Source organism: Bacillus swezeyi, assembly GCF_001969815.1.
GTDB lineage: Bacteria > Bacillota > Bacilli > Bacillales > Bacillaceae > Bacillus > Bacillus swezeyi.
Genome location: NZ_MRBK01000001.1, coordinates 356,635 through 379,912 on the forward strand (window position 1 = coordinate 356,635; position 23,278 = coordinate 379,912).

General features: G+C 44.7%; 21 protein-coding genes. 9 read left to right on the plus strand and 12 right to left on the minus strand.

Going from position 1 to position 23,278, the window contains the following annotated elements; translation table 11 throughout:
* Positions 1 to 29 precede the first annotated feature (29 nt).
* The 7 genes from BTA30_RS01345 to BTA30_RS01375 form a co-directional block, all read right to left on the minus strand.
* On the minus strand, positions 30 to 455 hold the full coding sequence (locus tag BTA30_RS01345) for a hypothetical protein (RefSeq protein ID WP_239695193.1): 426 nt from the start codon (positions 453 to 455) through the stop codon (positions 30 to 32).
* Positions 430 to 1,161 (minus strand): hypothetical protein, encoded by a 732-nt coding sequence (locus tag BTA30_RS01350; RefSeq protein WP_076758293.1) that lies wholly within the window; start codon positions 1,159 to 1,161, stop codon positions 430 to 432. Before BTA30_RS01350 ends, BTA30_RS01345 begins: the two co-directional genes overlap by 26 nt.
* Before the next feature lie 67 nt (positions 1,162 to 1,228).
* Positions 1,229 to 1,501: a DUF4176 domain-containing protein gene (locus BTA30_RS01355; RefSeq protein WP_076758295.1), complete on the minus strand. Its 273-nt coding sequence runs from the start codon at positions 1,499 to 1,501 to the stop codon at positions 1,229 to 1,231.
* Positions 1,488 to 2,192: a hypothetical protein gene (locus BTA30_RS01360; RefSeq protein ID WP_076758297.1), complete on the minus strand. Its 705-nt coding sequence runs from the start codon at positions 2,190 to 2,192 to the stop codon at positions 1,488 to 1,490. The genes BTA30_RS01355 and BTA30_RS01360 overlap by 14 nt, the downstream gene beginning before the upstream one ends.
* Positions 2,193 to 2,214: 22 nt before the next feature.
* A complete protein-coding gene (locus tag BTA30_RS23595; RefSeq protein WP_239693585.1) occupies positions 2,215 to 3,648 on the minus strand; it encodes a ribonuclease YeeF family protein in 1,434 nt (477 codons plus the stop codon).
* Positions 3,649 to 3,664: 16 nt separating this feature from the next.
* Complete coding sequence (locus BTA30_RS01370) at positions 3,665 to 3,943, minus strand: YwqI/YxiC family protein (RefSeq protein WP_076758299.1); 279 nt, start codon at positions 3,941 to 3,943, stop codon at positions 3,665 to 3,667.
* Positions 3,944 to 3,956: 13 nt separating this feature from the next.
* Positions 3,957 to 4,340 (minus strand): YwqH-like family protein, encoded by a 384-nt coding sequence (locus tag BTA30_RS01375; RefSeq protein WP_076758370.1) that lies wholly within the window; start codon positions 4,338 to 4,340, stop codon positions 3,957 to 3,959.
* Positions 4,341 to 4,846: 506 nt separating this feature from the next.
* Between BTA30_RS01375 and BTA30_RS01385 the strand changes: the two genes are divergently transcribed.
* The 7 genes from BTA30_RS01385 (at position 4,847) to BTA30_RS01415 (ending at position 13,442) form a co-directional block, all read left to right on the plus strand.
* Entirely contained in the window at positions 4,847 to 5,839 is a 993-nt protein-coding gene (locus tag BTA30_RS01385) for a substrate-binding domain-containing protein (RefSeq protein ID WP_076758372.1), read from the plus strand.
* Positions 5,832 to 7,595, plus strand: coding sequence for a cache domain-containing sensor histidine kinase (locus tag BTA30_RS01390; RefSeq protein WP_326140178.1), 1,764 nt, complete (start codon positions 5,832 to 5,834; stop codon positions 7,593 to 7,595). Before BTA30_RS01385 ends, BTA30_RS01390 begins: the two co-directional genes overlap by 8 nt.
* Complete coding sequence (locus BTA30_RS01395) at positions 7,588 to 8,769, plus strand: response regulator transcription factor (protein WP_076758307.1); 1,182 nt, start codon at positions 7,588 to 7,590, stop codon at positions 8,767 to 8,769. The genes BTA30_RS01390 and BTA30_RS01395 overlap by 8 nt, the downstream gene beginning before the upstream one ends.
* A 149-nt stretch (positions 8,770 to 8,918) precedes the next feature.
* Entirely contained in the window at positions 8,919 to 9,998 is a 1,080-nt protein-coding gene (gene chvE / locus BTA30_RS01400; RefSeq protein ID WP_076758309.1) for a multiple monosaccharide ABC transporter substrate-binding protein, read from the plus strand.
* A gap of 4 nt (positions 9,999 to 10,002) precedes the next feature.
* Complete coding sequence (gene mmsA / locus BTA30_RS01405) at positions 10,003 to 11,571, plus strand: multiple monosaccharide ABC transporter ATP-binding protein (protein WP_076758312.1); 1,569 nt, start codon at positions 10,003 to 10,005, stop codon at positions 11,569 to 11,571.
* Complete coding sequence (mmsB, locus tag BTA30_RS01410; RefSeq protein ID WP_076758314.1) at positions 11,546 to 12,757, plus strand: multiple monosaccharide ABC transporter permease; 1,212 nt, start codon at positions 11,546 to 11,548, stop codon at positions 12,755 to 12,757. The genes mmsA and mmsB overlap by 26 nt, the downstream gene beginning before the upstream one ends.
* Positions 12,758 to 13,013: 256 nt before the next feature.
* Positions 13,014 to 13,442 carry a hypothetical protein gene (locus BTA30_RS01415; RefSeq protein ID WP_076758317.1) on the plus strand — a complete coding sequence of 143 codons (429 nt, stop codon included), beginning with the start codon at positions 13,014 to 13,016 and terminating at the stop codon, positions 13,440 to 13,442.
* Positions 13,443 to 13,513: 71 nt separating this feature from the next.
* On the opposite strand, the gene BTA30_RS01420 is transcribed toward BTA30_RS01415, so the two are convergent.
* Entirely contained in the window at positions 13,514 to 14,785 is a 1,272-nt protein-coding gene (locus tag BTA30_RS01420; protein WP_076758319.1) for an MFS transporter, read from the minus strand.
* A gap of 16 nt (positions 14,786 to 14,801) precedes the next feature.
* On the minus strand, positions 14,802 to 15,719 hold the full coding sequence (locus tag BTA30_RS01425) for a bifunctional helix-turn-helix transcriptional regulator/GNAT family N-acetyltransferase (protein WP_076758321.1): 918 nt from the start codon (positions 15,717 to 15,719) through the stop codon (positions 14,802 to 14,804).
* Between the two features lie 291 nt (positions 15,720 to 16,010).
* On the opposite strand from BTA30_RS01425, the gene BTA30_RS01430 reads away from it, so the two are divergent.
* A complete protein-coding gene (locus BTA30_RS01430; protein ID WP_076758323.1) occupies positions 16,011 to 18,086 on the plus strand; it encodes a beta-galactosidase in 2,076 nt (691 codons plus the stop codon).
* Between the two features lie 23 nt (positions 18,087 to 18,109).
* Here BTA30_RS01430 and BTA30_RS23290 read toward each other — a convergent pair whose 3' ends face one another.
* The 3 genes from BTA30_RS23290 to BTA30_RS01440 all read right to left on the minus strand — a co-directional run bounded on the left by BTA30_RS23290 (position 18,110) and on the right by BTA30_RS01440 (position 21,202).
* Complete coding sequence (locus BTA30_RS23290) at positions 18,110 to 18,268, minus strand: hypothetical protein (protein WP_164470204.1); 159 nt, start codon at positions 18,266 to 18,268, stop codon at positions 18,110 to 18,112.
* An 82-nt stretch (positions 18,269 to 18,350) separates the two neighbouring features.
* Positions 18,351 to 19,496, minus strand: a complete 1,146-nt coding sequence (locus BTA30_RS01435; RefSeq protein WP_076758325.1) for a phytase — start codon at positions 19,494 to 19,496, stop codon at positions 18,351 to 18,353.
* A 215-nt stretch (positions 19,497 to 19,711) separates the two neighbouring features.
* Positions 19,712 to 21,202 (minus strand): peptide MFS transporter, encoded by a 1,491-nt coding sequence (locus BTA30_RS01440; protein WP_076758327.1) that lies wholly within the window; start codon positions 21,200 to 21,202, stop codon positions 19,712 to 19,714.
* Positions 21,203 to 21,495: 293 nt separating this feature from the next.
* On the opposite strand from BTA30_RS01440, the gene BTA30_RS01445 reads away from it, so the two are divergent.
* Positions 21,496 to 23,232, plus strand: coding sequence for a right-handed parallel beta-helix repeat-containing protein (locus BTA30_RS01445; RefSeq protein WP_076758373.1), 1,737 nt, complete (start codon positions 21,496 to 21,498; stop codon positions 23,230 to 23,232).
* Positions 23,233 to 23,278 lie beyond the last annotated feature (46 nt).

The window sequence follows — 23,278 nt, forward strand, 5'->3', positions numbered from 1 at the left end:
AAGGACCGTGGGGAACCATGGTCCTTTTATTATTTCTGCAACATGTGATTCGTCACTTTATAGGCCGCAAAAAAGCCGCCTGACATCACGAGAAACATAACCGCAAACACGCCGAACTTCCAAGTGAGAGAGAAATCAGGCAGGGAAAAGACGGATGTTCCTGAAACGAGGATGCCGACGAGATAGAAAGAGAGCGTAAAAGGCTTTCTATATTTTTTCCAAAATATTTTCGCGACGATATTTCTTTGAGGCTCGCTTTGATCCTTGAGAACCTTATTCAAGATGAGATAAATCATGAATGCGAAAAAAGATGTTCCCATGAGCATAAAGCCAATAACAAAATTTTTTTCTTTCCAGTTCATTGAAGGATTGATAAAACCGGTCAAAAGAATGCCTGCTACATATATGAGATAGATTGAGAGAATGATTTTATTTCTGCGTTTCACGAATGACATCTCCTTCAAGTTTTATGGCCGTATAAAGTCTGATATTTTGGCCGATGATATCTTGATTGGCTTTAATGAAAAAGTATTTGTGGATGATTTTGATCCCCGTGTAAGAAAATAGGCAAGCCATAAGCAAATAGACGATACTGATAAACAGGTTGACGACAGACTCGGAAAAATGCAAAGCAATGTGAGATATGATATAACCTGCTGCTGGGCAAATCATGAAAAAGCCGACGGCCCAAGAAGATGCGCTTCTTTTGTTTCGTTTATCATCAGGGAAGACAACCAAGTAGTACCGAATAGCGAGGAAAATGACGGCAGCATATATGAACAGAGACAGAATGATCAATGGCACATGAAAGCCAAACGCTGCAAACATCAACTTTTGCGACACGATCAACTGGCAATACGATATAGCGCTGAGCGATACGCCCATAAAGCGAACATATTTGAGTTTATGATGATAGCTGGTTATGTTTTTGACATTCATGATGATCATCCATATATTCATCACGATGGCGACAGGTACGGCGGCGAAAGTAAAACACTTGATTTCGTTCGCCAGCAAAGGGAATAAGCATAGAATATCCAGCATCAAAACGATAAAACAAGCCATTCCCCATTTCGTTTCCCGGCTGATGGAAGCTGTCAAATGAGATTGAATATTGTCGGGTAAATTTTTGTATGTCGCACGTTCTTTTAATTTCAGCAAGCTTCCGTTCCTCCGGTGTTAAAAATCAGCATAAGAGAAAGCATCTCGATGTGAGATGCTTAGAATTTTAATCCATCACCGCTTCAGCCAGAACTTGCTGAAACTCGATTTCTTCCTCGTCTTGATAGCCTTCGAAAATCACTTTTTCAATGTCTGAATGGTTAAATGCAAATGCATGTTCAGGATCAATATAACCTTCAGGATAGAAAACGCCGATATAATCAAACATCTTTGGATTATTGCTGACCATAATCTGCTTTCTTCCGTATATCATTAATCTCTTTGTTCCGCCTTCTAACAAGACGATAGAGCCGATTGGCAATAATTTATTTTGGGTCATGGCTGAATCTCCCCTTTCCTAATCTTTGATTTATGATGTCTTGATTGGCCTTAACAAAGATAAACTGATGGACAAACTTAACGCCGACGTAAGAAGATAAACAACCCATAAACAGATACATATAACTCATAAATAAATCAGCTACTGAGTCTGAAAAACGAAATATGAATTGTGCGGCTATATATCCTGCTCCTGGTCCTAAAGTTAACAGGTATGTTCCCCAAGCCGGGCTATTTTTCTTTTTTCTTTTATAATTTGGAAAGATTACTAAGTAGTATCGAATAAAGCCAATAATCACGATGAGATAAGCCAACAAAGAAGTCATCATATATAAAGGATTGGAACCTAACACAGAAAAACCGTATTTTTGTGATAGCACAAAATAACAAAATGATAAAACAGTGCCAGTTCCGCCTTTATATAATGTAAAGTGTAAAGCATTATGGCTACTAATTTTCATAAACATGACTATCAATGTCCAAATGTTAATGCCGATCATAAATGGCAGAGCTACCAAAGTAAAAAGTCTTTCTCCATTAACTAATAATGGAATAGCACATACTAAGTCTAGAAATACAACAATACAAAATAACAAGGCAATTTTGTCATCTTTCGTGACAATAGGTGTTAGATGTGTTTGGATTTCTGAAGGCAAATTTCCGTACTTAACTTTACCGTCCAACTTTATCAAAATTTCAAACTCCTTATCTGCTTTATTTGAACCAACCTGCTATAGTTTTTATTCCAGACTCTACTCCTTCTTTAGCCATATCTGTTATGCTTTTTTTATCTTCACCCCATTTTACTCCGCCTAATAATTCCGATACAAACATTGAAGCAACGAATGCCGCAGCACCAGCTGCTATAACTGGGGCACCAAAAGTTCCTATTGCTATAGCACCTGCCGCAGCACCGACACCTAGAGTCGCTGCTCCAATTCCGACGTCTACTCCAACATCTCCAACCGTTTTTTCCACTGAAACATTTGGGTCATTTATATTATGTATAAGATCTTCTCCGGTTGTAATTGCGACACCAGCCCAGCCCAGTTTGCTTTTCATTGCGCCTTTTATTGCGGAAGGAACTCTTGTTTGTCTAGCTATTTCAGGTGTATGTCCGGCCTTCAATTGCGATTCAGTCCATGTGTCAGCATAATTTTGTCCCTTAATATTAATGACTTTACCATTCTTAACTTTATAAGATGTTATTTCCTTTCCGTTTTTTGTAGTTTTTACAACTTTTTTAATACTTACCCCATCTTTAGTGCCGTGCTTTACACTCGTCCCAAAATCCTTTGCAGCAGTAGTCGTCCCATACAAACTTCCTGCACTGGATACAGGATACGCCCAATCGATCTCAAATGGAAGCTCTTCTTTTGTTGCATCATCGATTTTGCCATTTTCATCTTTTTCGCCGAGCCGTCCAAGCATTTTCTCCATCGGCGTTTCGACGGTGTTTTGCAGATCACTTTGCAGGTTGCCTGACGTTTGATTGATTGTTGAATCGTTTTGCGCTTCCAGGATCGACCCGCTCTTATATTTAGAGATCTCAATCCTCGGCCCTGTATACATCTTCTCCAACTGCTCGATGTACTGCTTCATCGTGTCGAGGTCTTTTCGCGCGGTTTTCAGCGCGTTTGTTTGTTCGCGGTCGAAGTTGTAGATTTTTTCGATTGTCTCGCTGATTTGTCGTTGGGCTTTTTTGGCGTTTTCGTTGACGGCGGAATCGTCGAGATCGGGCAGGTCGACAATGTGGCTGACAGTGGCGGCTGTCTGATTGGCTTTTGCTGTCAGTCTGGCTGTCAATGATTCAGCCTGGCTGACGCCGTCATGGAGTTCGTTTTCGAGAAAGCTTTGCGAGATAAAGCCGTTTTCAGTTGGCTCCAGGGAGCTGAGCGCACTTTTCGCCTTTTCTAAAATTCCTTTATAGTCGGAGATAAAAGATTCATAAAAAAGAAGAAAAGTGGTGTGGCACTCTTCGTAGAAGGAACGGATCGCCTCGCCTCCCGCGCCTTTTAAGGCGTCGTCGAGAGAGGTGATGCCTTTGACGCTTTGTTTGACTTTTGAAATGTCGTCTTCCTGGTTTTTCAATTCAGTCAGCGTTTTGTCGAGGCCGTTTTGAAATGCCTGGACATCTAATGTTTTCAATGCGATTCCCTTCCTTCTACTTGCTTTTGATGGATGATGCCAGTTTTTTGTCTGTGTCTTTCATCGTCTCCACTGCTGATTCGGTTTGGGCGATTTGTTTGGAGAGAGCCGAAGCGTAGGTTTCTGCCAGTTCTTTTAAGTCTTTATTCATTTCTTCGATTTTTTTGACGACATCAAGGTGGTTTTTGCCGCTGATGTCTGTCGGTACGCTCGACTTGATCCCCTCGGCGGAGTGCTTCAGCTTTGAGAGGGCGTGTTTAACTTCACCGGTTTTGACTTTGATTTCTTGGCTCATGTTTATGACTCCTTTAGCGGCGGGCCTCTTTTTCTTCTTTTTCCAGCTTCTCAATTTTCTTTTTTAATGAGCTGATATCTTGGCCGAGTGAATGAATTTCATCTTTTAAAGAAGCGATGCGCTCGTTTAATTTTTTAAACACCTCATTCAATTGCTTCCCGCAAATATCATTGTAGGCCGATTTCATATCGTTTCTGACGTTTTTAAAGGAATCGGCAAGGCTGCCCTGCCATGTCGTTGAAGACAGTCCGGGCTCTTTGATGCTGCTTTTCGAATCCTCAAATTCCTCTTTTGTGATTGTTAATTCAGATTTGCAATTTTTCAGATGTGTCAGCTGTTCTTTTTTGATGACTAGTGTGCCCTGCATGCCATATAGGACCGTTTTTTCCCAGATGATCATGGTCTGCCACCTCCCGGCAATTTGATTCAAATGGCCTGTTGGAATCATTTAGTAAAGGACCTTAATAATGTTACAACATGGTATAAATGAGTTGAATAGGAAAAATGAACCATGATCAAAAGAATGTTTTTAATGAAAATAAGCAATCGTTCTTTATCATGGCTGGAATTTCCGGCATTTTCCCTTTTTTTATAGGGTTAAAAGGCATGGTTCTTATGGCTTGTTTTTTTATCATATTTATTTTCTGTTTCACGAAATTTAAGGTTATTTTAAGAAAAAAGTGACCTTTCGAGAGGCCGAACAAGGTATTTCAGACGAAATGTCAAATAATTTAGGTATTTCATATGAACAAGGAGGGGTATTTGTCTGTTTATGATGAAAAAGGGGGCAGGACGAGTTTCCTGACAATATTTCCAGCCGGATTCTCAGAACATATGCTGCCAAATACGCGGTCAATGATGATTGGAAACGCTGTCTTTCCCCTGACCAACAGGGGGATGAGGATGAAGAAGCTGTTAGTTGTTTATGCGGTCATGCTTTGTTTGTTTTTTCTTTATGTTTATGATTATTCCCGCAGCGATAAAGCGGGATCTGCCGCAGGAGAAAGCGGAAGCCCTTTAGTGGGAAACCTTTCGGAAAAGTTCGTGATGGTGACGTTTCAGTCGGGAATTGAATATTGGAAGAGCGGTTTGAAAGGCTTTGAAGATGCTGCACAGCTTTTCAATGTCTCTGTCGAATACCGTGGGGCGGCCCATTATGATGTTCATGAACAAATGACTGTACTCGAACAGGTCATTGCAAAAAAGCCGGCAGGGATCGCTGTTTCCGCGATTGATTCCGAGGCTTTGAATCCCGTGATCGACAAGGCGTATGAGCAGGGCATTCCGATCGTTCTATTTGATTCAGATGCCCCCCTCAGTAAAGCTTCAACATATATCGGCACAAACAATATGGAAGCGGGCTCCGCAGCTGCCAGGCAGATGGCTGAATTTTTGGATGAAAAGGGCGAAACAGCCGTGATTACCCAGCCGCGGCAGTATAATCAAGAGGAAAGGACAGAGGGATTTAAACAAACGATTGAACAACATTATCCGAAGATGAAGGTCTACGCTGTTTTAGACGGCAAAGGGGATGAACTGACTTCGAAAAAAGAAGCGGCGGCCATTTTGAAAAAAAACCCGGACATTCAAGGGATTTTCACGACGGAAGCAAATGGAGCGAGCGGGGTGGCCCAGGCTGTAAAAGCGGCGGGATTAGAAAAGAAAGTCCATATCATCGGTTTTGATAAAGATAAAAAAACGCTTGACGGCATCAAGGATGGAACGATTTCAGCCACTCTCGGACAAGATACATGGCAGATGGGCTACTGGTCGCTGCATATGCTGTTTTACTCAAACCGCCATTTAAAAGATACGCGCTCGCTTCCATCGTCAATCGATACGGGAATCACGATCATTACAAAAGAAAATGTGGAAGCTTACTATGCGAATGATTAAACTCTCCATCAATAATGTACCGATCCGCTATAAGCTGATCAGTCTGCTGCTTTTAATCAGCATGCTGCCGACAATCGGTTTGGGTATTCTGTCGGGATGGGCGGTTGAGAGCATTATTGAAAAACAGATGATCGATCATACATTGCAGCTGATCGGTGAAGTAAATAAATCGACTGAAGTCTATGTCAGCCACATGCAGAACCTGACCTATTTGATTTCAATGAATGAAGAAATGGAAGCGTTTTTTGATCAAAAAAAAGGTGACGGGGAAGCGGATTACAAACGAAGGTCGTTTTTGCAAGAGCTGACCTCTCTGTATTCTGAAGCGGCGGGCATTCTTGTCGTAAATGATGAGGGTGAGATGATCAGCAATGAAATGTATAAGCGGACTCAGACGGATTTGACAAAGGAACCTTGGTATCAGGCGGCTGTAAAAAATGAAGGAATTTTTAAGATGATCGGGAAGCCTGTCAACCGGAATATCAGAAACCATGTCCACTACAGGGAAGATGAAGTCGTCTCAGCCGTCAGAGCTGTGATAGATCCGGAGACGCAACGTGTCAAAGGCGTGGTTTTAATCGATCTGAAACTGCGCGTGCTGGCGGAAGCGACAAAAAATATCCGTTTGGGGAAAACGGGTTATCTCATGATTATGGATGAGAACGGCGGTGATATTTATTCTCCGGAGGCTTCAGAGCTGTTTTTGCCGAAACAATGGTTTCAACAGGAAAGCTCCGGCGATTTTTCAAAGCGGATCAAGGGGGAAGATTACCAGTTGATCTATGAGACTTCCGCTTTTACAAACTGGACGACGGTCGGCGTCTTTAAAACCGGTGAACCGGTATTTGAAGTGAAAGAAATCCACTTATATGTGCTGTTGTTTTTGTTGGCTGCGGCGTTTTTGGGAATGACGGCTTCCTATTATTTGTCCTATTCAATGTCAAGGCCGATTCTGAAGCTGAATTCTTTTATGCAGAAAGCCGAGAGCGGAGACTTTTCGACACTTTACCAAGAGAACAGGCAGGATGAAATCGGGCTTTTGGGAAAAAGCTTCAACCGTTTGATGCTCAGGATTCAAGAGCTGATGTCCGTAACTGAGAAACAGGAACGGCAAAAAAGAGAAGCTGAATTAAGGGCTTTGCAGGCGCAAATCAATCCTCATTTTCTCTATAACACGCTGGATACGATCAATTGGATGGCGAGAAAGAAAGGGGCTGAGGAGGTTACGGATTTGGTGCAGGCTTTGTCAAAGCTGTTTCGCATATCTTTGAGCAAAGGACGGGACATGATTCCTTTATCAGACGAATTCGAACATGTTGAAAACTATTTGAAAATCCAAAAAGCGAGATATCGGGATAAACTGAATTATTCACTTGAGGTACCCGAGTTTGCCGGTGAACGTTTTATTTTAAAACTGGTGCTTCAGCCCATTGTCGAAAACGCGATTTATCACGGCATTAAAGAAAAAAAGGGGCCGGGACACATCGTGATCAAAGGGAAGGAAGAAGACGGCTGTCTGATGATAAAGGTCGAAGATGACGGGGCGGGAATGGATGAAAAGACATTAAAAAAAATAACTGACCAATTCAAAAAACGGGAAAATACAGCAGGCTACGGAATGATCAATGTCCATGAACGGATCGCCCTCACCTTTGGAGAACAGTATGGTTTAACGGTAGAAAGCCGAAAAGGAGCCGGAACGTCTGTCGCGATTCGGCTGCCGATTTTAACGAAAGGAGGGAGAGCGCTTGTGTGAGAAATGGCGGGTTTTGATTGCCGATGATGAACCGTGGATTCGCGAGGGTATACGGGGTGCTGTGTCATGGGAGCGATATCATATGGAAGTGTCGGCTGAAGCGGAAAATGGTGAAGAAGCGCATGAGCTTGCGCTTAAACATGACATCGATTTATTGATCGTCGACTTGAACATGCCGATTGTCAACGGGTTGACGCTGATGAAAAATCTGCGTCGTGAATTGCCGCTCTGCCGTTTTGTCATTGTGACGGGCTATGATCAGTTTGCATATGCCCAGGAAGCGATCAGGCTGAATGTTGATGATTATTTATTAAAGCCTGTGGACCCTGGCGACCTAGGAAAGGTGCTGCAGAACATTAGCAGCTCACTTGCATCCGAAAAAAAGAAACGCCGCGAGCAAAAGCTCGCTGAGCAGCATATTCAAAAAAACCTCAGCCTTCTGAAAGAACATTTTTTCAAGCAGTGGGTACAGGATCTGGGCGCGGGAGAAGACGTCTATCAGCAGCTTCAATGCCTTCAGCTGCCGGCGCGCCTGCCGGAGGTGCTCGGTGTTATCAGCACCGGTAATTTATGGATCAAGCCATCTGAAGCTGACAACCTGAAAAAAAAGGTTGAACGATTTTTCAACAAAGAAACTGAAAAAGCCGTTTTTTTTGACGCTGACCGCCTTGTCTCCGTATGTCTTTGGCGTTTCATCACAGAAGCGGAGCAGCGGGCGCTTGAAGATATGATTCAAGCCGAGCTGCAAGTCAGTGCGGCCTCATGTTTCGTGAAGCCTGCTGAGACGGATCAATCGGTTTCCCAAGCCTATCAATTTTGCAAACAAAAGGTTTCCCAAGCATTTGATGTCTCTCCGGTTGTGGCGCGCGCCAAAGAATATATGCAACAGCATTTTGATGAAAGGGAGATTTCTTTAAAGCAGACAGCAGGCGCCTTGCAGGTTTCTTCAGTCTATTTGAGCCGGATGATGAAGCGGGAGCTCGGCATGACATTTGTGCAGCTGCTGACGGAGATGCGCATGCAAAAAGCGGTTCACCTTTTGCAGACGACCTCTTTGCCGATTCATGATATCGCTGAACAAACGGGCTATGATACACAGCACTATTTCAGCACTGTGTTTAAAAAAGCGATGGGCGCGTCGCCAAATCAGTACCGCCGAATGTCGGGAACCTGAATAAATAGGAAGAAAGTTGTAATGTAAGCGCTTTAAAAAAGTCTGATTTTTATAAAAATAGTTAATTAATTCAAAAGACGGACGTCCAAAAGAAATGGTACAGTTGGCATGATTCATGATGGGAGAAATGAAAAAGGGGGATATCAAGCGTGAAAAAAAGCTGGCTGTTTATCATGGCGTTGTTCTTTTGTTTAATGGTTTCCGCCTGCTCCGGCAATCAGGCAAGCGGAGGGGGAGACAAAGGCTATGTCGGTATTTCAATGCCGACAAAATCTTCAGAGCGCTGGGTTTATGATGGAAAGTACATGGTAAAAGAGTTTGAAAAACTCGGGTATAAAACAGATCTTCAATATGCAGAAGACGTTGTTGAGAACCAAGTATCACAAATTGAAAATATGATTACAAAGGGTGTCAATGTGCTCGTCATCGCTTCCATTGACGGAGAAGCGCTGACTGACGTCCTTGAAAAAGCGAATAAACAGGATATTAAAGTCATTTCTTACGACAGGCTTCTGATGAACAGCAAACATGTCGACTACTATGCGACATTTGACAACCATAAGGTCGGCGAGCTCCAAGGGAATTATATTGAAGAAAAGCTTGGTTTGAAAGACGGAAAAGGCCCGTTTAACATTGAACTGTTTGCCGGATCGCCCGACGATAATAACGCGCATTATTTCTTTGACGGTGCTATGTCTGTATTGAAACCCTATATCGATTCCGGGAAATTGAAAGTGTTAAGCAAACAGACCGCTTTTGAACAGGGAGCGACATTGAGATGGGACGGCGCGACCGCACAAGCGCGTATGGACAACCTGCTGAGCGCCCATTATACAAAAGCAAAGCTTGATGCGGTGCTTTCACCATATGACGGCATTAGCATCGGAATCATTTCATCATTGAAGGGAGCCGGATACGGAACGGATAAAAAGCCGCTGCCGGTCATCACCGGACAGGATGCTGAGCTCGCTTCCGTCAATTCCATCATGAAAGGCGAACAGACGTCAACGATCTTTAAAGATACGAGGGAACTGGCGAAAAAAGCCGTTGAAATGGCAACGTCTGTCTTAAAGGGCGAAAAAGCCGAAGTCAATGATACAAAGACATATGACAACGGGGAAAAAGTCGTTCCGTCTTACTTGCTTGAACCTGTCGTCGTCGATAAAGAGAACTACAAAAAGGTGCTGGTTGAAAGCGATTACTATAAAGAATCGGAATTAGGGAAGTGATGTCATGTCCGATTGCATATTGGAGATGAGAGGGATCACGAAGGAATTTCCCGGCGTCAAAGCGCTCAACAATGTTCATCTGCGCGTCAAAGCAGGGGAAATCCATGCGCTCTGCGGGGAAAACGGCGCAGGCAAATCGACGCTGATGAAGGTGCTCAGCGGTGTATACCCATATGGGGCATACACAGGGGACATCTTATATAAAGGGGAAGTCTGCCAGTTTAGAAGTATCAAGCAAAGCGAGGAAGCGGGGATCGTTATTATCCATCAGGAGCTGGCGCTGGTCCCCCAGCTTTCCATTGCGGAGAATCTCTTTTTGGGAAATGAACAGGCCAAAAGAGGTGTCATCAATTGGAGGGAAACAAAGCGGGAAACCCTTGAATTGATGAAAAAGGTCGGTCTGCAAGAATCGCCGAATACGCTCGTTTCACAAATAGGGGTCGGAAAACAGCAATTGGTTGAAATCGCGAAAGCTTTGGCTAAAAAAGTGCAGCTGTTAATTTTGGATGAGCCGACGGCCGCATTAAATGAGGCTGACAGCGAAAACCTGCTGCAGCTCTTATTGGAGCTGAAGAGACAAGGAATTTCTTCAATTATGATTTCTCATAAATTAAATGAAATCACAAAAGTGGCGGATTCGATCACTGTGCTCCGCGACGGGCAGACGATCGAAACGCTTGAAGTTCAGAGCGGGCAATTGACCGAAAATCGAATCATCAGAGGCATGGTCGGCCGCGAGCTGCAAAACCGCTATCCTGAAAGACACGCTGAAATCGGCCAAGTCATATTTGAAGTGAAGGATTGGACTGTCCACCATCCGCTTCAGCATGACCGGACAGTGGTGAATCGCGCAAACCTTTCTGTCAGAAAGGGCGAGATTGCCGGAATTGCGGGGTTGATGGGCTCAGGCAGGACAGAGCTTGCCATGAGTATCTTTGGCAAGTCCTATGGAAAAAACATATCAGGCACTCTCAAAAAAGACGGGCAGAAATTAAGCATCCGCCATGCCGATGACGCGATTAAAAACGGTATCGTTTATGTAACAGAGGACCGGAAAGGCAACGGTCTGATTTTAATGGACAGCATTAAAAAAAATATTACATTGTCCAAATTAAAAAAGGTTTCGCGGCGGCTGGTGATGGATGAACGAAAAGAGAAAAACGAAGCTGAAGGCTTCCGCCGGAAATTAAACATCAAGACACCGGACATTTATCAGACAACCGGCAACTTAAGCGGAGGTAACCAGCAAAAGGTCATGCTGAGCAAATGGATTTTTGCGGAGCCCGATATTTTAATCCTTGATGAACCGACGCGAGGCATTGATGTCGGCGCAAAATATGAAATCTATGCCATTATCAATCAGCTGGCTGAGGAAGGGAAAGCGGTGATCATCATATCCTCTGAGCTTCCTGAACTGCTGGGCATGTGCGACAGAATCTATACGATGTGTGAAGGAGAAATCACCGCAGAGTTTTCTCAAGATGAAGCTGACCAGGAGAGGCTGATGAAATATATGACAAACCGCATGAAGAAAGGGGGAGAGGCGTATGCAGACACCGGTGCAAACGGATAAAGACCGGTCCGAGTCCGGTTATATGCAGCTGTTTCGCGATATGTATAAGCAGAACATCAGGAAATACAGCATGGTCATTGCGCTCGTGTTCATCATGCTGCTTTTCCAAATACTGACGGACGGTATTTTGCTCAGACCGCTAAATATCACGAATCTGATTCTGCAAAACAGCTATATTCTCATTTTGGCGATAGGGATGATGCTCGTCATTATTACGGGGCATATCGATTTATCAGTCGGTTCGGTCGCCGCTTTTGTCGGAGCCGTATCCGCCATGATGATCATCGAAAACGATATGCCGCTCTTTGCGGCTGTCGTGCTGTCACTGCTATTGGGAGCGGCTATCGGCGCCTGGCAGGGGTTTTGGATCGCTTATGTGAAGATTCCGGCTTTCATTGTCACATTGGCGGGCATGCTTTTGTTCAGAGGGCTGACGATGATCGTTCTTGAAGGGAAGTCGATCGCCCCATTTCCTGCATCCTTTCAAGAAATGGCTGCCGGTTTTATCCCGGACTGGCTGAACGGAGGCATGCTCCATGTGACGACGATTGTCATTGGAGCGGGGCTCTCGATCCTTTACCTCGTATATCAGCTGCAGCAAAGAAATATACAAAAGAAATACCAGCTTGACTTGCAGGGAAAAGGTCTGTTCGTTGTTAAAATATTGTTTATTATCGCCATTATTAACCTTTTCACTTACATTCTCGCAACCTATGAAGGTATACCGATCATTTTGATTACCTTGTTTATCTTAGTAGCAGGCTATACATTTGTCATGAAAAAAACCGTAATCGGCCGCAGAATCTATGCGATCGGCGGAAACGAAAAAGCGGCGGAGCTTTCGGGGATCAAAACGAAGCGGCTGACATTCATGGTGTTCGTCAATATGGGCGTCTTGGCCGCACTTTCAGGCTTGATTTTTGCAGCCCGCTTAAATGCAGCGACGCCGAAAGCGGGAAACCTGTTTGAGCTTGACGCGATAGCCGCCTGCTTTATTGGAGGCGCATCGGCCTACGGCGGGATCGGCACGATCGGCGGGGCGATTATCGGCGGTCTTGTCATGGGGGTTATGAACAACGGCATGTCACTGCTCGGCCTTGGCATTGACTGGCAGCAGGCGATTAAAGGACTTGTCCTTTTGATTGCCGTTGCGTTTGATATTTACAATAAAAACAAATCATCATAATGAATGGCAGTATCGTTTTAAAAGCTTCTTTCTTAAATGGAAAGGAGCTTTTTGCTATTGCTCATAAGTTTGATTGATATTGTGTGAAATGAAATATCTTGTAAAAAATATATCATTTTAAAGGGTTTTGCGGAAAAAGAGTATATAGAACTATTTTGTTCTAATACTTTGCACTTTATAATTTGAACATTGGAAAAGTCCTAGTGTCTGAATGACTAGTATGCAGCAGTTTTTAGTTTGAAGAGGTGAAGATTCAGTGGATTTTGGTCATAAGATAAAACTGGCCCGCAACGGTATTTCTCATGAGCTGAAATATGTTGAAGAGAAAATGTCCAGGCTGGAAAAAGCACGGCAGGATATTCAAAAAGAACAGCAGATCAGTGCTGGGGAAATCGATCAAATCATGAAGCCTGAGCTCGGCATACATTGGACAGGCGAGCGGGCCGAAGATTTTTTTGATGAATGCGACAGCGCCCATACCGCTATGTACCATGTTGTGCATGATGAGTATGAAGGCTATATGCATTCGATTCAAGTACAGCTCATGACATTAAAAGCTGAAAAAGCGGGCTTGCTATTTGAGCAGCAAGCCGTCATGAGCGCCCAGGAGCTGCTCGAAAAAGGGGAAGCAGCGGTTCATCTCCTTGAACATAAAGTGGAGCAATTTAGAAAGTGGATCTTTTAGTATGTTCGGCTGTCACAGTCTGCGGACAAGCTGAAAGCCTGTTTTTGACCATTCAAAAACAGGCTTTTTTGTCAGTTTTGCTGGACGGACTGAGCTTCAGAATCCAGTGTGCGGTTCATTTTTTTCGGTTCAGGCAGCAGGATGTTTAAAATGCTGGCTCCCGCCAATATGATGATTGAAAGGTAGAAAGACAGATTATAGTTGCCTGTCTGGCTGTACCATACGCCCGGCAAATACGCTCCCAGTGCAGAACCGATCTGATGGCTGAGAAACAGCCAGCCGAGGATAAATCCGACGGAGTACTGCCTGAAGTACTGGGTTGCAAGCATTTGCGTCGGAGCGACGGTCGCGAAGTCAACCAAACCGAACAAAATCGCAAAGCCGAGCAGGAGAATCGGTTCATGGCTTGATAATAGAATAACAAGAGACAATGCGCGGACGGCATATAAAAAACATAAAATTTTTCTGCTGCTCCAGCGGTCTGCCACAACACCGGAAACCAAAATGCCGATGATGTTAAATCCGGCCAGCAGACTGACTGCTGCGCTGGTGACTCCTGTTGAAAACCCGTGATCATGTGAGAATGGAATAAGGTGGGTGTCCATCAACCCGGTCGTCGTGAACCCGCAAATAAAAAACGGCAATATGAGAAACCAAAATGTCCGGTTTAGAAAGACTGCCTTGTACGGTATCTTTTTAGCCTGCTCAGACGGTTCGCCTTTTGCTGCTTCAGTCTGATACCCGCCGATCGGCTGTGCATCCTTTTCTGACGGATGATTTCTTAAAAACAGCAAAACAATCGGAAACACGATGAAAATTAAAAAGGCGCCTAAGACAATGACAGTGATTTTCCAGTTAAACCAGTGAATCAGCATAAGAGACCCCGGTACAAGAAGCATCTGCCCCGCACCGAACCCGGCCTCCATAATCCCGAATGCGAGCCCGCGCTTCTCGGTGAACCAGTTGGTGACGATGACGGTTGAAGCGACATTCGATGCACCGCCGACACCAAGGGAAGCGATGATGCCGTACAGAATAAACAGCTGCCATGGGGAAGTCACGAGATATGTAAAAAAGATGCTCAAGCCAACCAGGAGCGTGCTGAATGATAAGATGATCCTGGGGCCGAACCGGTCGACAAGTCTGCCGATCACAGGCTGGGAGACCCCATAGACAATGAAGCTCAGCATCGAGATCAGTGAAATCGTGCCCCTGTCCAGTGCAAATTCTTCTTCCCACGGCTGGATAAAGGCACCGAATGAAAGACGGACTCCCTGGACGGCCAAAAGCGTCAAAAATGTCACAAAAACGATGATCCACGCGTAATGTAATTTCCGTTTCATAGACCCTCCCACTTCGTCAGGCTAGCTCTGCATCCCAGCGTTCTTCACGGAGATGCTGTCCCCATAATAAAGTTTCATCTTTGACTTCCGTCAGTCTGAATCCGAATTTTTCATACAACGGCCGTGCTTCAGCCATCGTGCTGACCGTCCAAAGAAAGACCCGCTCAAATTTTTTTTCTTTGCAATAATCGATGAGCTGCTGAAGAAGCCGTGTACCGACCCCCTGCTGACGGAACGCGGAATCGACAAGAAACCACCTGAGCTGCCCCGTATTGCCGGGATGTTTGACAAGGCCGACGCATCCCGCGAATCTTCCGGCACTTTCGGCTATCCATATCTTTTCAATCTCGGATTCAAATGTTTCATGTAGATATGCTGAAAATGTATGGTCCCAGCCGTGTGTCTCAGCATAAAACGTCCGCTGCTTTTCAATCATCAGCTTAATGTCGTCTGATAGATAGTAATCTCTTATTGAAATCGCAGATTTTTCAGGAGACAGGTGTTCTGACAATATGCATTCAATCGTATTCATGGCTTGGACCAGCTTTTCTTGGTTTTGGCCGTCCACATGTTTCAGCATGTATTCAATCTGCTGATTTGCTTTTCCCTCCAGTTTTTTATAGATGGTGTTGCCGAACTCGGTTAAATAAATATAATGGTTGCGGCTGTCCTCTTCGCTTTTTTGCTTATAGACCATCTGTTCTTTTTCAAACCGCTTGAGGATTCTGCTTACATAGCCGCGATCCAGGCCGAGTGTATCCTGAAGCAGCTTGGCCGTACAATGGCTGGTGTTCTTGATCTCAAATAATATCCGGGTTTCCGTTAAGGAAAACGGGCTGTCATAAATATGTTCATCAAGAAAGCCGAGAACATTTGTGTAGAATCGATTGAACTTTCTGAATTTTAAAGTGATAGAATGGTTGGCTTCCGTCATTTCAATCCCTCTCTCTCTGTAAATCGTTGCTTTAATCAATTTATAATAATTAGTTGCTTAAGTCAAGTGTATGAAAAGAAAGTCAAAAATGTTAATGATAGATTATATTTTACAAATAAAGAAAAATAAATTCAATCCTTCCGTCCAAAAGGCAGGAAAGCTGAATGAGGAAAGAGTATATGATCTAACAAGTAGACAGTTTCTTAATTCCTTTGTAAGCGTTTAACCTGAGGAGGCGTTTTTGTCTGTCTCCACATCATTTCAAAACGAGGAAGAAAGGATGAAACGCAGATGGTCAAATCATTTCCCCCGATCAGCCCGAAAGTTCCCCGATTATTGCATGGAGCCGATTACAACCCTGATCAATGGCTCCGGTATCCTGATATTTTAAAAGAGGATATCCGCTTGATGAAGCTGTCCCGCTGTAATGTGATGTCCGTCGGTATTTTCTCATGGGTTTCTCTCGAGCCTGAAGAAGGAAGGTTTTCATTTGACTGGCTTGATCAGGTGCTGGATGCTTTCAAAGACAACGGCATTTATGCGTTTTTGGCGACGCCGAGCGGCGCCCGACCGGCATGGCTGTCAAAAAAGTATCCTGAAGTGCTGAGAACCGAGCGGAACAGGGTCCGCAATCTTTATGGAAAACGGCACAATCATTGCTATACGTCTCCTGTCTATCGCAGAAAAACAGCTATTATCAATGGAAAGCTCGCGGAACGCTACGCAAATCATCCTGCTGTGATCGGCTGGCATATTTCCAATGAATACGGCGGAGAATGCCATTGTGATCTATGCCAGGTCAAGTTCAGAGAATGGCTTTTGGCCAAATACAAAACGCTTGATCAGCTCAATCACGCATGGTGGACGGCGTTTTGGAGCCATACTTACACAGATTGGGATGAGATTGAATCACCGGCTCCGCACGGCGAGGACGCTCTGCACGGTCTGAACCTGGATTGGAAGCGTTTTGTGACAGACCAGACAGTTGATTTCTGCCGGCACGAAATCGCCCATGTCCGTTCCTTTAACCCTGAACTGCCTATCACCACGAATTTTATGGGGACTTATGCCGGTCTGAATTATTGGAAATTCGTCGATTTGCTTGATGTCATCTCATGGGATTCCTATCCGACATGGCACAACAATTGGCAGGAAGACGCGAAGCTCGGAGCTGACATTGGTTTTGTGCACGATATCAACCGTTCGTTAAAGGGCGGCCGTCCGTTCATGCTGATGGAAAGCACACCGAGTATGACGAACTGGCATGATGTCAGCAAATTGAAGCGGCCCGGTATGCATGAATTATCGTCCTTGCAGGCGGTCGCGCACGGATCAGATACCGTTCAATATTTTCAATGGAGAAAAAGCCGCGGGTCTAGCGAAAAACTTCACGGTGCAGTCGTCGATCATGAAGGATCTGAGCATACACGCGTCTTTCAGGATGTGAAAAAGCTCGGTGAAAAGCTCGCCAAACTTGAGGAGATCGCAGGAACGACAGTTGAGCCGGAAGCTGCGATTATATTTGACTGGGAAAACCGCTGGGCATTGGAGGATGCTCAAGGGCCCCGCAATATCGGTCTTCATTATGAACGGACAGTTAAATCATTTTATGAGCCGTTTTGGCAGGAAGGCGTTCCGGTCGATATCATTCATATGGAGGCGGATTTATCCCGGTATAAACTGGTGGTTGCACCGATGCTCTACATGCTGAAAGAAGGTGCGGCTGAAAGGATCGAACAGTTTGTTCAAAACGGCGGAACATTTGTCACCACCTACTGGTCTGGAATTGCGGATGAAAATGATCTCGCGTTTCTCGGAGGTTTTCCAGGAGGCCTGAGAAAAACGCTCGGCATTTGGTCTGAAGAAATCGATGCGCTCCATGACGGGCAGAAGAACAAGATTGTGATGGACAACGACAATCGGCTTGGTCTCGGCGGGTGTTATGAAGCCGCTGAGCTTTGTGATTTGATTCATTTGGAAGGGGCCGAAGCGCTCGCTTTTTATGAAGAAGATTTTTATGCAGGCCGTCCGGCGCTGACAGTCAATCTGTTCGGAGCGGGGAAAGCGTATTACATCGCTTCACGTAATGAAGCCGCTTTTCAAGAGGCTTTCTTGTCAAAGCTCATTGAAGAAACCGGAATTGCCAAAGTGCTTGATACCGAGCTTCCGAAGGGGGTCACAGCCCAGCTCCGCACTGACGGCAGCCATGACTACATTTTCCTTTTGAATTTTACAGCAGAAAATCAGAGTATCGCCCTTCCTGAAGGGACATATACTGATGTACTGAAAGGTACGAGCAAAAAGGGAACCGTCAAACTGGCTTCATACGGAACCTGCATTTTGCGGCGCAGCCGTCAGACGGAGTGAGAAGAAGAGCATTACTATGATTTTTATTGCGGCCGTCCGGGCTTCGTGCTGTAAGCAGCAAGCAGCAGAAAAACGACGGCCGCAATGTAAGCCAATACGCCTTGATGAAAGACATACATGATGATCAAATTTGAAAAAACAGCCAAAATGATAAACAGAACGGTATAAAGGTTGAAACACATATTCATCCCCCCATCGCCCTCATCTTAACATGTGAGACGGGAGCGGAGAAGGGTCCGCGGGACGCCGCTGCGGACCAGCTTTTTATTTTGTGCGGTTTTTCAGGCTGCGCGGGTTGACCTGATCATTTATGTTTGGTTTTGAATGTAAAGGTGCGGCGATTTTTTCCCAAGAAACGATCTTAAAATTCTGGTTCACCAATTGGCCGTTCTCCATATTTTCCCCGTCTTGGGCGACAAAAATGCCGTATGGATAATTCTTGCCGAGGCCGAAGCCGAGGACATCGATTCCATCCGTGTGGCTTGTCCCGTCGATGGTTTGGCCGTCTCCAATTGAAAAGGCTCCGATATATTCATTATCGCCTTGGCGGTCATAGATGACATATCGATGATCTCCCTGGCTTGAAGCAATTAAATAGCCTTTGCCATTTGCTCCATAATAAATGGTCAATCCTTCAATATCAGCGGTTAAATGGTTTCCGTCTGCTCGATCGATGATCTTTCCAGCGTGACCGCCATTCGGTTCGGCGCTGAATTTCCAAAGAGCCGCTTCTTCCTCGCCAATATACAGTGCGCCGTATTCATCGTCTGCTGCAAGTCCTTCTGTTTGCGAATTCATTTTAAATGCGCGGACTTTATTACCTTCAACTTGTCCTTTGCCGTTGTCAAACAGCTCATATTGCTCAAATTCTCCGTTCTTTCCAGTCACCATCGCATAAAACTTTCCGGTTTTCTGGCTGTGGTATAAGCTGAATCCATAGACTTCTTGAATGTCTGTTTGAATTGGCTTTTTAGGATTGACAATGCTTTTTAATTGGGCTGTACGCCCGTTAAAGGCGTAAATTTCAACTGTGTTTTTGCCGTCTGACCGATTGGAAGCACCCGCAATATCCACTTTTTTGCCTCCGAGCGGAAAATTGTAGCGAAGGTCTACATTATTCAGCTTCCCAAACGAATAGGCTGCAAGCTGCTTTCCATCCAAGTCATAAACGATTAAACCTGATTTTTTATTCGTGGTAATCAGTCTGCTTTTTTCAGGATGTTCCGGGTGAACCCAGATGGCGGGATCATCCGCAGCGTCATCGGCGGTGTCGACAGGCTCCGTTTCTCTATCGGCATTCACCGTAAAGTCTTTCATCACGGCAGCCTTTGTGTTCGGCAGCCCGTTCCCCGAAGGGATGAAAAGAGCTGCTGCAAGTGCTGAGACAGTAATGGCTTTGTAAAAATTCATATGATATAACCTCCTTTTTGTTAAAATTTATACTAGCAAATTTGTATAAGTTAAATATTAACAAAGTGTTAATTTTTGATAAAATTACAAAAATAACCTATTGTGTTCAAGGAGAAAGAACTAAATCATCCCCGGCTAAAAAGCGGGAAGAGGACTTGGGGAGGATGGTGTGAAGCCAAAAAAAACAACCTGTCAAAACGACAGGTTGTTTCTCATTAATGTACGCCCTTCATAAATTTTTGAATTTTAGGAGAGAGCATAAACAGAAGAACTCCTAATAATATCGATACGCCTCCGATAATTCCGAAGTAGGCAATTTCGGTATCAACCCTGTAAAATCTAACGATCTGAGCGTTGATGGCCTGTGCAGATGCGTTTGACAGGAACCATAAGCTCATGGTCTGCGCTGAGAAAGCAGCCGGAGCAAGCTTTGTCGTCGCTGATAAACCGACCGGTGATAGACACAATTCCCCGAGCACGACAATCAGGAAGCTGAGTACGAGCCACATCGGATTTGCAAGTGATTCAGCGCCATTGATATAAGCAGGGAAAATCATCACGACGAATGATAAGCCGGCCAAAATCAAGCCCAGTGAAAATTTCGTCGGTGTTGACGGCTGGCGGTTTCCAAGTCGCATCCACATCCAGGCGAAGAGCGGTGCGAGCGCAACAATGAACAATGGATTCAACGATTGGAACCATGATGAATGCAATTGGATGCCTAAAAATTCTAAATGAGTCCGTTTATCTGCATAAGTGGCTAATATATTTGCACCTTGTTCCTGAATCGCCCAAAACATCATTGATGCGATAAACAGCGGGATGTATGCAATCAAACGTGAACGTTCATCACCCGTTGTTTTAGAGCTGCGGTACATAACGATGAAATAAAGTAATGGGATCAAAATTCCCAGACAGCTGACGATCATTGTAAACAATTTGATTGTCATAATCCCTTTTACGATTAAATAGGCGCCGATCACAGCAACAATCAGTACGCCGATTCCAAGGCGTCCGAACACTTTTTTCCTCTCCGCAGGCGTCAGCGGGTTCGGCACTGTTCTTCCTGCTGATCCGAGGTTCTTCTTTCTCGTCATCATATAAGTGATCAGTCCGATAAACATTCCGATGGCAGCCAGGCTGAATCCGAGATGGTAGTTATAAGTTTGACCGACTGTTCCGACAATGATCGGTGCAAGGAAACCGCCCAGGTTAATACCCATGTAGAAAATGCTGAAGCCGGAATCGCGGCGTGTATCTTCAGGGCTGTATAGGTCGCCGACAACGCTTGAAACGTTTGGTTTCAAAAGCCCTGTTCCGATAATGATCAAGAACATGCTGATGAAGAAAGCAGGAACGCTTCCAGGGAAAGATAAGAGAATGTGGCCTAACATAATGAACACGCCGCCGTAAAATACGGTATTTGCAGTTCCGAGGAGCCTGTCCGCTATCCAGCCGCCGATAATGCCCGACATGTAGACGAGGGAACCATATACGGCCATAATCGAGTTTGCCGTACTTTGATCAAAGCCGAGGCCGCCTTTTGTGACCTCTGTATAAAGATAATAGATCAGGATGGCTCTCATCCCGTAGTATGAGAAACGCTCCCAAAATTCAGTGAAAAATAGAGTGAAGAGTCCGCGGGGATGACCAAAAAAACCCTTTTGCGGAATGTTTTGAAAAATTTCTTTTTGATGATTTGACATTCGCAATACTCCTTCTTTTTCTGAGCTTATTATAAAAATCATATTCTTATATAATGTTCGTGTCAATACACCTCTAACGATTTGAATGTTTAGCAGATGAAGCACATGGTCGCGAAGCCCCTTTGCACCGGGTTTTAAAAAAACTTTTTAGAAAAATCTAGTTTGAAAGATTTTTCGATAAAATTTTATCTATTTTTGTACAAGCGAATTTCATAGATTTGCATATACATGTCTGTGAGAAGGTTTTCAGGAAGGAGGCTGAAAATAGCGTGCTGCAGCAGCAACCTGAGGAGATGAGGATGGTTGTGGCCGATGTGACAAAGTTTGGAGCTGTCGGTGACGGAAAAACGGACTGTACAGCGGAAATCAATGAATGTTTGAGATGGACAAAGTCAATGGGCTACAATACGGTCTGGATACCAAACGGCACGTATTTGATTGACGGGACGCTGAATGGCGACCCAGGGGTTCCGTTTCGGAATGCAGGAATCAATGTCCCAAGCAATATTACGATTCTGATGGATGCTGAGGTTGTGATCAAAGTTAAACCAAACCGTTCCTGGGGGTACTCTGCCTTTTATATAGGCGGAAAATCCAATATTATCATTTCAGGAGGCAGTATCGTAGGAGACAGGGATGAACACACATACACGCCATCACCGAGGCCGACCCACGAATGGGGATTTGGCATTTGTGTCGAGGGAGCTTCAAATGTACGGATCGAAAATGTGAGAATCGCTGATTTCACAGGCGACGGCATCATTATCAGCTCCGGCGGCCAAGGCTATAAACCGTCAGAACACATCAAGGTGATAGATTGCCAAATCAGGCGTTCCCGCAGAAACAACATTTCAATAACCGGCTGTGATTTTGTCCTTGTGGAAGGGTGCAGAATTGAGGAGGCCGGGACAGGTAATGGGACAGAGCCGCGCTTTGGGATCGATATTGAAGGCTATAGTGAGGGAACGACCGTCTATGAAGAACCTGTCAATGTCACCATTCGAAACAACCTTTTAAAAGGCAATGTCAATAGTGCGATCTCGAACTTCAATGGAACCTCCGTTCTAATTGAAGGGAATGATGCCGACGGAACGATTTCTTATGGCTACGGAATCCGGACGATCATCGCAAACAATATCATAAAGAAAAATCCGGAAACCACAGGGCAGAGAACAGGTATTACCGGTTTGGGAGTCGGAGCTTTGGAAGAAAGCAGTAATGCGGTGATCAAAGGGAACTTAATCTCCGGTTTCTCCACAGGCATGGACCTTCGCGGAAAAAGTGTTCTCGTCTCGGGCAACAAGATTGAAGCTTTTGAAAATATCGGAATTCTCGCATTTCAAGCATCACAAATGTTCATAGAAGGAAATGAGATTGAAAACGGCATGCCGGAAAAAAAGAACAGCACCGCTCTCAGCATCACACAGTCAGACAATATCGCGTTCTCCAATAACAGCATTGCCAATGTCATTCATGCGGTGAGAAGCACGGGTGATGACGTTCATATCAGACAAAACGTCATCAAGCTGTTTTCCAGAGGAATATGGATTTCACAGGGAAATGCGGTCATCGAACATAACTTTATTTCCCCGGCATCGTTTCAAATCGTCCCCGAATCGTACTCCATTTCTGTGACAAATACAGCCACTGCCGTCATTCAGCATAACACCATCACTCGTTTTGAAAATTTCCCGATTTACTCCACAACTCATCAGCAAACAAAAATCATCAGCAATGTCATTGAAGATTCGCCGCTTGTTGTGACAATGTATCTCTCCTTTGGCTCCCACGAGATGATCGGCAATACCATTACACTAACCAGACCGTCGGGTCCCGCGACTATCGTCTATCTCGGCCAATCATCAGGATCGGCCATCCTCGATAACACGATCAGAAGCCATACGGCAAACCGGATAACGGCCATTCAAACCGATACGTCGAGGGAGTCTTTGATCATTGGAAACACGATCGTTAAAGGGATGATCCACTCGCATCAGACAGATACGGTAAGCGGGAATATAGAGGTTTGAAAAACGCAAGCTCCCTGTATAGGGAGCTCAGCTTGTAGAGAAACCT

Excerpts from the sequence above, each read along its gene's own strand:
- BTA30_RS01345 (WP_239695193.1), bottom strand. The coding sequence starts at position 455 with ATGTCATTCGTGAAACGCAGAAATAAAATCATTCTCTCAATCTATCTC.
- BTA30_RS01425 (WP_076758321.1), bottom strand. The coding sequence starts at position 15,719 with ATGACGGAAGCCAACCATTCTATCACTTTAAAATTCAGAAAGTTCAAT.
- BTA30_RS01420 (WP_076758319.1), bottom strand. The coding sequence starts at position 14,785 with ATGAAACGGAAATTACATTACGCGTGGATCATCGTTTTTGTGACATTT.
- BTA30_RS01385 (WP_076758372.1), top strand. The coding sequence starts at position 4,847 with ATGAAGAAGCTGTTAGTTGTTTATGCGGTCATGCTTTGTTTGTTTTTT.
- BTA30_RS01390 (WP_326140178.1), top strand. The coding sequence starts at position 5,832 with ATGATTAAACTCTCCATCAATAATGTACCGATCCGCTATAAGCTGATC.
- BTA30_RS01370 (WP_076758299.1), bottom strand. The coding sequence starts at position 3,943 with ATGAGCCAAGAAATCAAAGTCAAAACCGGTGAAGTTAAACACGCCCTC.
- BTA30_RS23290 (WP_164470204.1), bottom strand. The coding sequence starts at position 18,268 with ATGTGTTTCAACCTTTATACCGTTCTGTTTATCATTTTGGCTGTTTTT.
- mmsA (WP_076758312.1), top strand. The coding sequence starts at position 10,003 with ATGTCCGATTGCATATTGGAGATGAGAGGGATCACGAAGGAATTTCCC.
- BTA30_RS01355 (WP_076758295.1), bottom strand. The coding sequence starts at position 1,501 with ATGACCCAAAATAAATTATTGCCAATCGGCTCTATCGTCTTGTTAGAA.
- BTA30_RS01440 (WP_076758327.1), bottom strand. The coding sequence starts at position 21,202 with ATGTCAAATCATCAAAAAGAAATTTTTCAAAACATTCCGCAAAAGGGT.
- BTA30_RS01445 (WP_076758373.1), top strand. The coding sequence starts at position 21,496 with ATGAGGATGGTTGTGGCCGATGTGACAAAGTTTGGAGCTGTCGGTGAC.
- mmsB (WP_076758314.1), top strand. The coding sequence starts at position 11,546 with ATGCAGACACCGGTGCAAACGGATAAAGACCGGTCCGAGTCCGGTTAT.
- BTA30_RS01430 (WP_076758323.1), top strand. The coding sequence starts at position 16,011 with ATGGTCAAATCATTTCCCCCGATCAGCCCGAAAGTTCCCCGATTATTG.
- BTA30_RS01435 (WP_076758325.1), bottom strand. The coding sequence starts at position 19,496 with ATGAATTTTTACAAAGCCATTACTGTCTCAGCACTTGCAGCAGCTCTT.